This is a genomic window from Hamadaea flava (assembly GCF_024172085.1).
Taxonomy (GTDB): domain Bacteria; phylum Actinomycetota; class Actinomycetes; order Mycobacteriales; family Micromonosporaceae; genus Hamadaea; species Hamadaea flava.
In genome coordinates, this window is the sequence record NZ_JAMZDZ010000001.1 from 1,408,339 (window position 1) to 1,422,393 (window position 14,055).

A 14,055-nucleotide genomic window follows, 5' to 3' on the forward strand; every position below is an offset into this window, starting at 1 on the left:
TCCGGTATTTCGTATGACCCGGGAGGTCACAATGTTCCCCAGCATGGCCGACGCGGCCGGCCGGACGCTCGGCGACGAGGAGATCGCCGCCGTCACGCGGGTGCTCCGCTCGGGCATGCTCAGCTCGGTCTGGGGCACCGAGGTGCGGGCGCTGGAACGGGAAGTGGCGGACCTCCACGGCGTCGCGTACGCCGTCGCGGCCAGCTCGGGGACGGCCGCGTTGCACCTGGCGGTGGCGGCCGCCGCACCCGATCCGGGTGACGAGATCATCACCTCGCCGATCAGCGACTTCGGCACCGTCGCCCCGATCCTGGCGCAGAACGCCGTCCCGGTCTTCGCCGACGTCGACCCGTTCACCGGAAACCTCGACGTCGACGCGGTGGCGCGGGCGATCGGGCCGCGTACGCGCGCGATCCTGGCGGTTCACCTGTTCGGCGCGCCCGCGCCCGTCGCTGAACTGCGGGAGCTGGCCGACCGGCACGGGCTGCTGCTGATCGAGGACTGCGCCCAGGCCTGGCTGACGAAGCTGCCGAACGGGCGGCTCGCCGGCACCGCCGGGTCCATCGGCTGCCTGAGCCTTCAGCAGTGGAAGCACATCACCTGCGGCGACGGCGGGCTCACCCTCACCGACGACGCCGACCTGGCCCGGCGGATGCGGCTGTTCGCCGACAAGGGCTGGCCGCGCGACGTCGGGCGGCACCATGTGAGCTTCGGGCTCAACTACCGGATGACCGAGCTGGCCGGAGCGGTCGCCCGAGCACAGCTCGCCAAGCTGCCCAAGGTGCTGGCCGACCGGCGGCGTACCGCCCGGCGCCTGCTCGACGCCCTCCGCGACCTGCCGGTACGCGTACCGCCCGCCGATGTGGACAGTCATGCCTGGTGGCTGTTCCCGCTGGTGCTGCCGGACGGGGGCGCGCCGGAGGCCGCCGCCAAGCTGCAAGCGGCGGGCATCCCGGCTCGGGCGGGTTACCTCCAGGAAGGGCTGCACTGCGCGCCCGCGCTGACCGAGGCGCCCATCTACGGCGGCTCCCGGTTCCCGCTGACCAGCCCGCCCGCGGATCGGGAACCCCGGTACGGGCGCGGCGCCTGCCCGGTCGCCGAGCGCATGATCGACGAGACTCTGATCGTGATCGACTGGAACGAGAACTACACCGACGACCATGTCGACGCGATCGCCGACGCGATCCGGGGAGTGTTCAGATGATCGACAGCCGGGCGGCGCAGCTGCGGGATCGGCTGCGGGGGCAGCTCGTCGCCGCGACCGCTACTCCGATCGGGCCGGACGGCCTCGACGCCGGGGTCCTCGCCGGCTACCTCGGCGGACTCGTCGCCGACGGCGCGGGCGGGCTGGCCGTGCTGGCCCACACCGGCCGGGGTCCGTTCCAACCCGACCCCGTACGCGACGAGGTGATCCGGATCGCGCTCGGGACCGGCGTACCGGTGATCGTGGGCGTGACCGACGTCCTGCAGGCCGAACGGGCTGCCGAGCTGGGCGCGGACGGGCTGCTCGTCTTCCCGCCCGCACCGGACGAGGCGGTCGCCTTTCACGAGACGCTGTGGCAGGCGGCCGGGGTGCCGCTGCTCGCCTTCGACCTCTACCTGCGGCCGTATCCGCTGCCGGTCCTGCGCGACCTGGTCCGGCTGCCGGGCGTCGCCGGGCTGAAGGTCGCGCTGCTCCGCGACGACGCCGCCTGCAAGGACGCGATCGCGTCGACGGCCGCCGCCGACCGGCTGGCGATCACCGGCGAGGACCTGATGTTCGTGCCGTCGGTGACCTGGGGCGCACAGGCGGCGCTGGTCGGGATCGCGGCGGCCGCGGTTCCGGCGACGGCCCGCGCACTGCGGGCGGCCCTCGCCGGCGAGATCGGCGACACCACCGCCTTCGACCGGTACGCCGAGACGATCTTCGGCGATCCCGTCGACGGTTACGTGCAGCGGATGCTCTGGGTGGCGGCCGCCGAAGGCCGCATCCCACCCGAGTACGCCGTCGACCCGCACGGCCCGGAGTTGCCGGCCGGCGAACGCGAGCGAGTACTGGAGGTCGTCCGTGCCCTTTAGGCAGATCGCGGCGCAGTTGGCGCAGCTGCGGATCACTTTCGATGTCGATGCGCTGCTGGGTGCGTACCCGGGGAAGGAAGGCGGGATCACCGACCCGGGTGAGCTGGGCGCGGTCTTGCGCGGCGCGAACACCGAAGCGGCGGCGGTCGCGAGCCTGCGCGCGGCGCTGTTCGACGTGCGAAGCGGCAATGACGAGGTGCTGGCGACGGGCTTCACGCCGGTCGGCGGACTGGACCTGCGCGACGCGCTCGGCGCGGAGCGGGAGCTGGACCGGCTGGCCGGCCTGGGGGTACGCGCGATCCGGCTGTTCCCGGAGGAACAGCACGCCGAGCCGGACTTCCCGGCCGTCCGGCATCTCGCCCGCCGGGCCACCGAGCTGGGGTTCGTCCTGCTTGCCGGCGGTGACGTACGCCGATTCTGGAAGCCGCTCGCGGGGCTGGGCGCGACCGTGGTCTTCCTGGACACGCACTTCTACCACCTCGGCGACTTCCTGGTGGCGGCCCGGGAGGAGGCGGGGTTCCACACCTCGACGCGGCTGCTGAACTCGCCGGACGCGGTCGAGACGGTCGCCTCCGTCGTCGGGGTCGACCGGCTCGTCTACGGCTCGCGCACCCCGTACGCCGAGTCGGCCGTGCCCCGGCTGCGGCTGGCCCGCTGCGGGCTGAGCGCCGACGAGATCGCCCTGGTCGCCGGGGGCACCGCGATGCGCCTGTTGGGAGTGAAGCCGTGATCATCGACGTGCACGGGCACTGGGGTCCGTGGTTCTTCACCATGGAGATCGGGTCGGTCGAGGCCAACCTCGCCGCGATGGACCGGTACGGCATCGACCTCGCCATCGTCTCGGCCACCGAGGCGGTCTGCTACGACGCCGTCTCCGGCAACGCCGCGATGGCCGCCGCGCTGGCGGACACCGACCGGCTCTACGGCTACGTGACGGTCAACCCGCGACGGCTCGACGACGCTCGGCGGGACCTGGAGCGGTACCTGGGGAACGGCCGGTTCGTCGGCGCGAAGCTGCACACCGACTACACGGAGTCGCCGATCGCCTCGCCGCAGACCCAGGACGCCCTGACGATGCTCGCCGAGCTGGACTGCCCCGTGCTCGTGCACACCTGGGGGCGTACGGTGCTCGACCTGGCACAGGCGTGTGTGGATCGGCCCCGGCTGCGGGCGATCGCCGGGCACATGGGCGCCGACGGCTACCGGTACGCCATCGAAGCGGCCCAGTCCTGCGATCGGCTGTACCTGGAACCGTCGTGGTCGCAGGCCCCGGCCGGGCGTCTTGCTGAGGTGATCGCCGCGGTGGACGACCGCCAGCTGCTGTTCGGCACCGACTCGACCCTCATCGACCCGGCATCGGCGCTCGGCGCGGTCCTCGCCTCCGGCGTCGCCGACCTCACCGCCCCCTCCGCCCCCGCCCACCCGGCCGCACCCACCGCCCCCTCCGCACCCACCGACCCGGCCGCGCTCACCGCCGAGCGCCTCGCTTGGCGCAACGCCGCCGCCCTCTTCTCCCTCCCCACTCCCTGACCGCCCCGCTCGCTCCCCACCCTTCCGGCGATGATCGTCGGCAGCCGCCGATCTTGCGCGGCCCGCCGACCATGATCGTCGGCAGCCGCCGATCGTGGCGATTCGCGCCGCGATGATCGTCGGCAGCCGCCGATCGTGGCCCTCTACGCTCCATGAACGTCGGCAGCCGCCGATCTTGCGCGGCCCGCCGACCATGATCGGCGGCAGCCGACCATCAGCGCTGCGGACGGTGGGTCGTTGGCGAAGCAAGGCCAGCCCGCACTGATCGGCGGCGGCCCGCAACGGCAGGCGAGCCTTGCCGCACCCACCTCCCGCTGGATAAGTTGCGGGAGTGCCATACGTCGATGTCCGGCGCCCAGGTGCCCCGCCGTGCTGATCAGGCTGCTCGGCCCGGTGGAGGTGGAACGGGGTGGCCTGGTCCGGCCGGTACGCCCGCCGCAGGTCGCGTTGGCCCTGGCCGCATTGGCCTGGGAGGCCGGCCGGGTGGTGCCGGTCGACGCGCTGCTCGGCCGGGTCTGGGGTGAGCAGGTGCCGCCGGGGGCACGGCGTACGCTCCAGACCCTGATCACGCGCATCCGGCATGAGGTGCTGGCCGACGACGGGACGGTGATCGGCCGGCTCGGCGGTTACCTGCTCGACGTGGCGGAGTCGGCGGTCGACCTCCTGCGGTTCCGGGAACTGGCCGAGCGTGCCCGCGGCGAGCCCGATCCCGCGTCGACGTTGACCGAGGCGTTGCGGCTCTGGCAGGGCGATCCGATGTGCGGGCTGCCCGGCGAGTGGCCCGACCGCGTACGCCAGCGGCTGCGGGACGAACGCAAGGAGACGCTGCTGCGCTGGGCGCGGGTGTCGACGGAACGGGACGCGGGCGCGGTCGTCGCCGCGGTGACGCCGCTGGTCGCGGAGTATCCGCTGGACGAACCGCTGGCGGCGGTGCTCGTCGCGGCGCTGCACGCGAACGGCCGGACCGCCGAGGCACTGGCCGCCTTCGCCCGCGTACGCCGGACGCTGGTCGACGAGCTGGGCGTGGAACCGGGCAGCGTCCTGCGGCAGACGCATCAGGTGATCCTGCGAGCCGACCACGCTCCGGCGGAGCCGGTGCCGTCGCAGCTGCCGGGCGCGTTGCGCGGGTTCGCCGGGCGTACGGCCGAGCTGACGAAGCTCGATTCGCTCGCCGGCAGCGGAGGGGTCGGGCTGATCTCCGGCCCGCCCGGCGCCGGCAAGTCCACTCTGGCCGCTCAGTGGGCCGCCGGGCAGGCCGCCCGCTTCCCGGACGGGCGGCTGCACGCCGATCTGAGCAGTGCCGATCCGGGCGCGGTCCTTCCCCAGTTCCTCGGCGCGCTGGGTGTGCCGCCGGATCGGGTGCCGGCCGGCCTCGCCGCGCAGACCGGCCTCTACCGCAGCATCCTGAGTGGACGCCGGGTGCTCGTCATGCTCGACGACGCCCGGTCCGAGGAACAGGTCCGGCCGCTGCTCGCCGTCGCGCCCGGCTGCCTGACCCTCGTCACGAGCCGGCTCGATCTGTCCAGCCTCACCGTCACGACCGGCGCGGAGCTGATCCGGCTGGACGTCCTGCCCGAAGGGGACGCGTACCAACTGCTGGCCGCTCGGCTCGGCATGGCGAGGCTGGCGGCGGAACCCACCGCGACCAGCCAGATCGTCCAGCGCTGCGGTCGGTTGCCGCTCGCCCTGGCGATCGTCGCGGCCCGGCTCGCCGCGCATCCGGACCTGCCGCTGTCGGACGTGGCGTCACAGACGGCCGACGCGAACCTGGAGCCCTTCCGGCACAGCGATCCCACTGTGGACCTTCGCGGCGTGTTCGGACGGTCCTATCGCGATCTGTCCACACCGGTCGCCCGGCTGTTCCGTCATCTCGGCTGCCATCCAGGCCCGCACCTGTCGCTGGCCGCTGCGGCAAGCCTTGCCGCCACCACTGTGGACCGCACTCGCGTGGGCGTGCTGGAGCTGGATCGGGCCAACCTCGTCGGGTTGCGGCCCTCCGGCCGGCTCCAGCTGCACAGCCTCCTGCGGGCCTACGCCGCCGAGCAGATCCGCGGCCCCGAGCGCCGCGCGGCACTGCGGCGGCTGCTCGATCACACCCTGCACACCGCTTGCGCGGCCAACGCGCTCTGCTATCCGCATCGCGATCGGCTCAAGATCCCGGCCCCCGCGCGCGGCACGGTGATCGAGCCGCTCACGCCCGGTTCCGCTCTCCAGTGGTACGCCGATGAAGCCGCCCTGCTTCCGGGACTGGTGAGCGCCGCGACCGAGGCCGGTCAGGATCGCCACGCCTGGCAGATCGCGTGGGCGTTCGCCGAGTTCCTCCAGCGTCGCGGGCAGTGGGAGGAGATTCTGCGGGTGCACGCGGTCGCGGTGGCGGCCGCGGAGCGGCTGGCCGACCGGCTGGCCCAGGCCCGCTGCCACAACAGCATCGCCCGGGCGTACGCGAAGCTGGGCCGGGACCACGAGGCGGTCCAGCACTTCGACCGGGCCGTCGAGCTGCACCGCGACCTCGACGAACCAGCTCTGCTGGCGCATGTCTACCTGGGCGCGTCCGGGCCGATGAGCCGGGTCCGGCCAGGCGAACAGATCAAGCAGGCCGTTCGGGCCGGGGAGCTGTTCCAGCGGGCCGGCGACGAGTTGGGCGAGGCCCGGGCGCTGAACACGGCGGGCTGGTGGCGGGCCGAGGCCGGGCAGTACGAACAGGCGCTGGCCGACTGCGGGCGCGCCCAACGCATCCTCGCCGAACTGGGGTTCGCCCAGGGCGAGGGGCACGCCTGGGACAGCATCGCCTACATCCACCACCGCCTAGGCGAGTACGCCGCCGCAGTGGCCGGTTACGAGCGGGCCGCCGAGTTGCTGCACGGTTCCGACGATCTGCACGCCGCCGCGGAGACCCTGGTACGCCTCGGCAGGACCCAGCTCAGCGTCGGCGACACGGCCGCCGGGCTGGACGCCTGGAAGCAGGCGGCCGAGTACTACGAGGTCGTCGGCGACACCCGGGCGGCGACCGGCGTACGCGAGCGCATCGCCGCCCAATACATCGACCGTTGACATTTCATTAAGAATTCACGCAGACCGATACGCCACGCTGCGGCGAGCGGCCGGACGACGGTGTGGGCCGGCGTACCGCTGCCGCTCCGCGCGGGCGTGGTGTCCGCCGGACACGCGAAAGGACGGTTCGATGCGCGTCGTCACCAGAATCGCCGACCGGCTCCTCGAGCTCGTCGCGCCGCACACGGTAGCCCGGGCCACCGACTGCGACTACCAGTGCTGCGGGACCAACAAGTGGAAGTACTGCTGCTACTACCCCAACGGCACCTCGCACTGCGGCAGCTGCATCCAGAGCTCCAGCAGCGAGCAGTGGTGCTGACCGGAGACACCGGCCGCTGAACACCCAGCCCCACCGGCTTCCGCCGCCGTTGGGGCTGGGTCGTCCCGTCCAGATTCGGAGGTCACCCATGCCCGTCCTGATCGCGATCGCCACTTTCGCCGCCGTCCTCGGCCTGCTGAACCTGCTGCTCCTCCTGGGTGTCGTCCGCCGCATCCGGGAACACACCAAGCTCCTCGACGCCCTGTACGAGGTAGTCGGCGCCACTCCTGGCCTGACGAGCCAGGTCGCCGCGACCGCCGTCGGGGACGTCGTCGGCGCGTTCGGCGCCACCGCGACCGACGGCGCGCCGGTCAACCGGGAACTCATCGCCGACGGCACCGTGGTGGCCTTCCTGTCGCCGGACTGCCAGGCCTGCCACGAGCAGCTGCCCGACCTGGTGGCGTGGGCCGCCGCGCAGGACCGCGACCAGGTGCTGGTGGTCGTCGACGGCCGGTCGGGCGATCCGGAGCCGCTGGTCACCATGCTCGAACCGGTGACGCGGGTGGTGGTCGACGACGCGGCCGCGCCATTTGCCGACGCGTTCGGCGTACGCGCGTTCCCGACGTTCTTCCGGCTCGACGCGGGCGGCCGGGTGACGGGCCGCGGCACCCGGCTGTCCCGGTTGCCGGCCAGCGCCGCGGCATGACCGGCGTACCCCGGGCCGGTCTGCTCCGCTCGGCGGCTCGGGCCGCCGGCACCGTCTGGCGGGCGGCCCCGTTCCATGTCACCGGCTATCTCGCGGTGACCCTGGTCGGCGCGGCCACCCCGGTCGCGCTGGCCTGGCTGACCAAGGCGGTCCTCGACGGGGTCGCCGGTGGCCACACCGATGGGCTGCTGTGGCTGGCCGTGGCGGTCGCGGTGGTCGGGACCGCCGCCGCGACCGCCACCCACGCCGGGCAGTATCTACGGGCCGAAGTGGACCGCCGGGCCGCGATGCGTACCAAGGACGAACTGTTCGCAGCGGTGTCGCGGGCGCCCGGACTCGCCCGGTTCGAGAATCCCGCCTTCCTCGACCGGCTGCGGCTGGCCCAGCAGAGCGCCCGCAATCCCGGCCGCCTCGTCGACACCGCGTTGAGCGCCGCCCGCAGTGCGCTCACCCTCGCCGGATTCCTGGCCTCCCTGGCGGTGATCAACGCCGCCTTCGCCGCGATCGTCGTCGCGTCTGCGGTCCCGGCGGTCCTCATCGAACTGCGGCTCTCCCGCCAGCGGGTCACGATGATGTGGCGGATCGGACCGGCCGAACGCCGGGAGATGTTCTACGCCCACCTGATGGCCACCGTCGACGCGGCCAAGGAGATCCGGCTCTTCGACCTCGGCGGATTCCTTCGTGGACGGATGCTCGCGGAGCTGCGTACGGCGAACCGGGAACGCCGCCGGATGGATCGGCGGGAGTTCGCCGTGCAGGCGAGCCTCGCCGGGATCTCCGCCGCCGTCGCCGGCGCCGGGCTCGTCTGGGCGATCGTGGCGGCCGCCGACGGCAGGATCGGCGTCGGCGACGTCTCGATGTTCGTCGCCGCCGTAGCGGGGGTGCAGTCCGCGCTGAACGTGCTGGTCTCGGCCGGGGTGATGGCGTACGAGCAGCTGCTGGTCTTCGGCCATCACGTCGAGGTCGTCACGGCCGGGGACGATCTGCCGGTGGCCCGACCGGGCCGGGCGCTGCCGCCGCTACGCCGGGGCATCGAGTTGCGCGACGTGTGGTTCCGATACGGGCCGGATCTGCCCTGGGTGCTTCAGGGCGTGAACCTGGTCCTCCCGCACGGCCAGACCGTGGCGCTCGTCGGCCACAACGGCGCGGGCAAGAGCACCCTGGTCAAGCTGCTGTGCCGGTTCTACGACCCGACTCGGGGCACGATCCGCTGGGACGGGGTCGACATCCGGGAGATCGCTCCGGAGGAGCTGCGGAAGCGGATCGCGGCGGTGTTCCAGGACTTCGTCGCGTACGAGCTGACCGCGGCGGAGAACATCGCGGTCGGCGACCTCACCGCCGAGCCCGATCGCGTCGAGCAGGCGGCTAGGGACGCCGGCATCCACTCCGTGCTCAGCGCCCTGCCCACCGGGTACGCCACGATGCTCAGCCGGGGCTTCACCGCCGAACCGGCCGAGGACGGCGACGACCCGGCGACGGGGGTGCTGCTGTCGGGCGGCCAATGGCAGCGGCTGGCGCTGGCCCGGGCGTTCCTGCGGCAGGACCGGGATCTGATGATCCTGGACGAGCCGAGTTCGGGTCTCGATCCCGACGCCGAGTACGAGGCGCACCAACGGTTGCGGCGGCTGCGCGCCGGGCGTACCGGGATCTTGATCTCGCACCGGCTCGGCGCGGTCCGGGACGCCGACCGGATCGTGGTGCTGGCCGACGGCAGGGTGTCGGAGGACGGCACGCATCCGGTCCTGCTGGCCAACGGCGCGGCGTACGCCCGCCTGTTCACCCGGCAGGCGGCCGGCTACCGGGACGAGGTCTCGGCGTGATCGCCGTCGCGGCGGCGGTCGTGCTGCTGCTGATCGGCCTCATCCTCCGAGCGCGCCGCCGGCACGTGGTCGTGACGGTGGTCGGCGACAGTATGCTGCCCACGTATCACCCCGGCGATCGGCTCCTCGTACGCCGCGTCGCGCCGGACTCCGTGCGTATCCGCCAGGTCATCGTCCTCAGTGGACTTTCGCGCGAGGGCTGGATCGTGAAGCGGGTGGCCGCCGTGCCGGGGGACCCGATCCCCCGCGACGTGCCCGCGTTGCGGACCGCCGTCGGCGACCGGGTCCCCCAGGGACAGCTGGTCGTACTGGGCGACAACCCCGCCCGCTCGCACGACTCCCGGCACTCCGGCTACTTCGGCGCCGACCGGCTGCTCGGCGTGGTGGTGCGGACGATCTCCGCGCCGAGAGCGCGCTACTTGTCGAGGGCGCGCCCGAAGATGGGCGACCACTCGCGGACGGACACGACGGTCACCCCGGGCGCCCGGTAGTACCCGTCCTCCGCGATGATCTGGTCGGCGCGGGCCCGGTCCACGTCGAAGATCAGCAGCGCGCCACTGTCGTCCGGGAACGGGCCGGACGCCACCACGACGCCTTCGGCGTGCAGCGCGGCCAGGTACTCCCGGTGCGCCGGCCGGGCGGCCAGCCGATCCGGGTTCCCGTCGAAGGAAAGCTCGATCACATGCATGATCGGATGCTAACCCGCCCGCCGAAACCGCTCCCGGGCCGCCGGAGCGCCGATACGCTGGCCGCATGCGGATACTGCTGTTCGGAGCGACCGGGACCCTCGGCAGCCGGATCGCGACCGAACTCGCCGACCGGGGCGAGCGGGTGACCAGCGCCAGCCGGACCGGGCACAGCCCGTCGCCGGACATCCCGGCCGTCACCGTCGACGCGACCGACTCGGACTCGGTCGCCGCCGCGGCCGAGGGCTACGACGTGATCGCCTCGGCCCTGCACATCGACCCCGACAACGTGGTCCCGGTGACCACCGGCCTGCTCGACGGCGCTCGCAAGTCAGGCGTACGCCGCATCGTGTTCGTGGGCGGCGCAGGCAGTCTGAAGGTCCCCGGTGGCGGGGACCTCGTCGACACCCCGACGTTCCCCGCCGAGTGGAAGCCGGTCTCGATGGCGCACCGGGACGCCCTGAACCTCATCCGGAAGGTCGACGACCTCGACTGGTCCTACCTGTCGCCGTCGGCGGCCATCGCGCCCGGTGAGCGTACGGGGAAGTTTCGGATGGGCGGGGACGACCTGCTCGCCGACGCCGACGGCACCAGCTTCGTCAGCGCCGAGGACTACGCCGTCGCGTTCGCCGACGAACTCGAAGAGGGCAACGCGATCCGGCGCCGGATCACCGTCGGCTACTGAGGATCACGCGACGGCCAGAGCCGCGTACCGGCCGCCTCCGGAGATCAGCGTCTCGTGCTGCCCGGCCTCGGCGACGTGCCCGTGGTCGAGCACCACGATCTGGTCGGCGTCGCGAACAGTCGACAGCCGGTGCGCGATGGTGATCGTCGTCCGGCCCTCGGTGAGCCGGTCGAACGCCCGCTGCACGGCCCGCTCGGTCTCGGTGTCCAGCGCGCTCGTCGCCTCGTCGAGCACCAGGATCTTGGGATCGCGCAGCAGCGTACGCGCGATGGCGATGCGCTGCTTCTCCCCGCCGGAGAAGCGGTGGCCCCGGGAGCCGACCACGGTGTCGTAGCCGTCCGGCAGCGACATGATCAGGTCGTGCACCTGGGCGGCCCGGGCGGCGTCGACGATCTCGGCGTCGGTCGCGTCCGGCTTGGCGTACCGCAGGTTCTCGCGGACGGTCGTGTGCAGCAGATAGGTCTCCTGACTGACCACGCCGACGATCCCGGCCAGGTCGGCCAGCGCGATGTCGCGCAGGTCGACGCCGTCGATCATGACGCGGCCGGCGGTCGGGTCGTGCAGGCGCGCGATCAGTCCGGCGAGGGTGCTCTTGCCGGATCCGGTCTCCCCCACCAGGGCCAGCGAGGTGCCCGCCGGGACGTCCAGATCGACTTCGGCGACGGCGTCGGCCGGACTGTCGGCGTACCGGAAGGAGACGTTCTCCAGGCGCAGGTGACCCGCGGGCCGGGACAGCCGGACCGGCTTCGCCGGCTCCCGGATGTCGATCGGCAGGTCCAGGTACTCGAAGATGCGGCCGAACAGCGCCATCGACGCGGTGACCGTGACACCCACGTTGAACAGGCCCATCAGCGGCCGGAAGAGGCTCGACTGCAGGGCGGTGAAGGCGACCAGCGTGCCGATCGTCAGGCGCGACCCGGGCAGCCCGGCGGCCAGGTAGATCACGGCCGGGATCGCCGCGAACACGACCGACATCGAGGCCATCCGCCAGCGCCCGGCCAGCTCCGACCGCAGTTCGAGGTCGATGAGGCGGCGCGAGGAGGAGGTGAACCGGTCGATCAGGGCGGCCGAGGTGCCCATCGTCTTGCTCAGCTGGACGCCGCTGATCGACAGTCCCTCCTCGATGGTCACGTTGAGGTCGGCCAGCTCCCGCTGGCGTTCGGCGGTGATGGCGCGGCGCATCCGGGCGACCCGCCGGGTCAGGTAGATCGCCGGGGGCAGCACGACCAGCGAGACGAGCGAGAGCTGCCACGACAGGGCGGCCATCGCGACGGCGGTGGCGACCACGGTGGTCAGGTTGGCGGCGATCGACGTGGCCGTCGAGGTGACCACGGATTCCATGCCGCCGATGTCGTTGGTGATGCGCGACTGGACCTCGCCGGTCCGCGTACGCGTGAAGAAGGCCATCGACTGCCGCTGCAGGTGGCTGAAGACCTCGGTCCGGAGCCGGTGCATGATCCGCTGGCCGACGGCGGTCGAGATCCAGGTCTGGAGGACGCCGAGGACGGAGGTGACGGCGGCCACGGCGACCATGCCGAGCACGAGCCAGACCAGCAGCGTCAGGTTGGCGTGCGGCAGCGCGACGTCGATGACCTCGCGCAGCAGGAACGGGGAGGCCATCGAGATGACCGAGCTGGCCACGATGATCGCGACGACGACGGCGAGCTTGCCTCGGTCGCCGGTGAACAGGGCACCGACGCGGCGCAGGGACACGGACTGGGCCTGGGCCTTCTCAGCCGCCTTCTCGGCGGCGCTGAGCTTGCCGGGCCTCCGCTGCATGCCGCCACCCCGGCGGCCGGTGTCTACGGGGAAATCCAAGGGGTTGCCTCTCTTCTCAAAGCTCTAGTACTGAGGTTACCACTTACTGAGGCTACCCCACCATGAGGGTGCCGCGCTAGTCGCTGGTACGCTGGTCCCGTGGACTCGGAGAGCCTGTCTGACCTGTTCTGGGCGGTCGCGCGCCAGATGCGGCATCTGTCGAAGCTGGCGCTCGAGCCCTGGAACATCTCCCCGTCGCAGTGGCGCGCGCTGGCCACCCTGCATCGGCACGGTGAGCTGCGACTCAGCTCACTCGCCGACCACCTGCGCATCGCGCCCCGGTCGACCACCGAGGTCGTCGACGATCTGGAGAGCCGTGGCCTCGTCAGCCGCCAGCCCGACCCCACCGACCGGCGGGCCGTCCTGGTCACGCTGACCGACGCGGGCAAAGCCGTCGCCGATGGCGTGGACCGGGCCCGGCAGGCTGAGGGCGAGCGGCTGTTCTCCGCGCTGGACCCGACCGACCGCGCCGACCTGGCCCGCGTACTGCGGAAACTGCAGGACTAGCCGGGGTCAGCCGCCCTGGACGGTGTCCACGAACGCCTTCAAGATCGGGTCGGCGGCCGAGGCGCGTGGCCAGACCAGCGCCCACTCCGTGAGCGGCGCGTCCTCGATCGGCACGAACCTGATGCCGGGATAGCTGTAGTACCGGGAGACGTGCGCGTTGAGCGGGCTGACCAGCCGGCCGGCGGCGATGTGCCCGAGCACCTCGTGGAAGGTCCGGGCCACCTGCCCCCGCCGGATCACCCGGCCCTGCGGCGTACGCTGCGGCAGCATCGACTCGATCCAGTACGCGGGCACAGCGGTCCCCGGATCCAGCACGACGAGGTCGCCGAGGTCCTCCAACGTGACCGAGGCCCGGTCGGCCAGCGGCGACGTGCCGGCCACGGCCAGGACGCGCCCCTCGGTCAGCAGCGACGGGCCGTGGACGAGGTCGGGCTCCCGGATCGGCAGCCACATCAGCTGGACGTCGACTTCGCCCGTGCGCAGCCCGCCGAACGGGTCACTGAAGTGGAACTCGCTGATCAGCACGTCGCATTCGGCGTACCGGGCCTCGAACTTCTCGATGACGGGACGCAGCTCGTTGCCGAGCGCCCCCATGACGCCCAGCCGCAGCGTCCCGTGCAGACCGCTGCCCGCCGCGGCGGCGCGCGCCAGACCGCCTTGGATCAGGTCGTACGCCTGCCGCAGGTCGTCGCGCAGCTTATGCCCGATCGGGGTCAGCTCGACCCGGCGGCTCGTGCGGTCGAACAGCGGGGAGCCGATGCGCCGCTCCTGCTTCCGAATGGCTTGACTGACCCGGGCCTGGGAGACGCGCAACCGTTCCGCCGTCCGCCCGAAGTGCAGCTCCTCGGCCAGCGTCAGAAAGATCTCGATGTCCCGCAGTTCCACGACCAGCCCCTCCATCCGATAACCGGCCGATTATCGGTGTGGCGGCAAAT

Annotated in this window: 14 protein-coding genes; 11 read left to right on the forward strand and 3 right to left on the reverse strand. The window is 72.5% G+C overall.

The window, feature by feature from the left end; translation table 11 throughout:
- The first annotated feature begins 31 nt into the window (after positions 1-31).
- From HDA40_RS06835 to HDA40_RS06875, 9 genes are all read left to right on the forward strand, one after another.
- Positions 32-1,204, forward strand: coding sequence for a DegT/DnrJ/EryC1/StrS family aminotransferase (locus HDA40_RS06835; RefSeq protein ID WP_253753087.1), 1,173 nt, complete (start codon positions 32-34; stop codon positions 1,202-1,204).
- Positions 1,201-2,058, forward strand: a complete 858-nt coding sequence (locus tag HDA40_RS06840; protein ID WP_253753088.1) for a dihydrodipicolinate synthase family protein — start codon at positions 1,201-1,203, stop codon at positions 2,056-2,058. The genes HDA40_RS06835 and HDA40_RS06840 overlap by 4 nt, the downstream gene beginning before the upstream one ends.
- Entirely contained in the window at positions 2,048-2,788 is a 741-nt protein-coding gene (locus HDA40_RS06845) for an amidohydrolase family protein (RefSeq protein WP_253753089.1), read from the forward strand. Before HDA40_RS06840 ends, HDA40_RS06845 begins: the two co-directional genes overlap by 11 nt.
- Entirely contained in the window at positions 2,785-3,588 is an 804-nt protein-coding gene (locus tag HDA40_RS06850; protein ID WP_253753090.1) for an amidohydrolase family protein, read from the forward strand. Before HDA40_RS06845 ends, HDA40_RS06850 begins: the two co-directional genes overlap by 4 nt.
- Before the next feature lie 369 nt (positions 3,589-3,957).
- On the forward strand, positions 3,958-6,639 hold the full coding sequence (locus HDA40_RS06855; protein WP_253753091.1) for an AfsR/SARP family transcriptional regulator: 2,682 nt from the start codon (positions 3,958-3,960) through the stop codon (positions 6,637-6,639).
- A gap of 130 nt (positions 6,640-6,769) precedes the next feature.
- Positions 6,770-6,958, forward strand: coding sequence for a hypothetical protein (locus HDA40_RS06860; protein ID WP_253753092.1), 189 nt, complete (start codon positions 6,770-6,772; stop codon positions 6,956-6,958).
- 88 nt (positions 6,959-7,046) lie between these two features.
- Positions 7,047-7,604, forward strand: coding sequence for a thioredoxin domain-containing protein (locus HDA40_RS06865; RefSeq protein WP_253753093.1), 558 nt, complete (start codon positions 7,047-7,049; stop codon positions 7,602-7,604).
- Positions 7,601-9,424, forward strand: coding sequence for an ABC transporter ATP-binding protein (locus HDA40_RS06870; RefSeq protein WP_253753094.1), 1,824 nt, complete (start codon positions 7,601-7,603; stop codon positions 9,422-9,424). Before HDA40_RS06865 ends, HDA40_RS06870 begins: the two co-directional genes overlap by 4 nt.
- A complete protein-coding gene (locus tag HDA40_RS06875) occupies positions 9,421-9,915 on the forward strand; it encodes a S26 family signal peptidase (protein ID WP_253753095.1) in 495 nt (164 codons plus the stop codon). Before HDA40_RS06870 ends, HDA40_RS06875 begins: the two co-directional genes overlap by 4 nt.
- Here HDA40_RS06875 and HDA40_RS06880 read toward each other — a convergent pair.
- Positions 9,840-10,112 (reverse strand): YciI family protein, encoded by a 273-nt coding sequence (locus tag HDA40_RS06880; protein WP_253753096.1) that lies wholly within the window; start codon positions 10,110-10,112, stop codon positions 9,840-9,842. The two genes, HDA40_RS06875 and HDA40_RS06880, sit on opposite strands and share 76 nt — an antisense overlap.
- A gap of 65 nt (positions 10,113-10,177) precedes the next feature.
- On the opposite strand from HDA40_RS06880, the gene HDA40_RS06885 reads away from it, so the two are divergent.
- Positions 10,178-10,795 (forward strand): NAD(P)-dependent oxidoreductase, encoded by a 618-nt coding sequence (locus tag HDA40_RS06885; RefSeq protein ID WP_253753097.1) that lies wholly within the window; start codon positions 10,178-10,180, stop codon positions 10,793-10,795.
- A 3-nt stretch (positions 10,796-10,798) separates the two neighbouring features.
- On the opposite strand, the gene HDA40_RS06890 is transcribed toward HDA40_RS06885, so the two are convergent.
- Positions 10,799-12,574 (reverse strand): ABC transporter ATP-binding protein, encoded by a 1,776-nt coding sequence (locus HDA40_RS06890; RefSeq protein ID WP_253763585.1) that lies wholly within the window; start codon positions 12,572-12,574, stop codon positions 10,799-10,801.
- A 138-nt stretch (positions 12,575-12,712) separates the two neighbouring features.
- Between HDA40_RS06890 and HDA40_RS06895 the strand changes: the two genes are divergently transcribed.
- Positions 12,713-13,120, forward strand: a complete 408-nt coding sequence (locus HDA40_RS06895) for a MarR family winged helix-turn-helix transcriptional regulator (RefSeq protein ID WP_253753098.1) — start codon at positions 12,713-12,715, stop codon at positions 13,118-13,120.
- A gap of 6 nt (positions 13,121-13,126) precedes the next feature.
- On the opposite strand, the gene HDA40_RS06900 is transcribed toward HDA40_RS06895, so the two are convergent.
- Positions 13,127-14,005, reverse strand: coding sequence for a LysR family transcriptional regulator (locus HDA40_RS06900; RefSeq protein ID WP_253753099.1), 879 nt, complete (start codon positions 14,003-14,005; stop codon positions 13,127-13,129).
- Between the last annotated feature and the right edge of the window lie 50 nt (positions 14,006-14,055).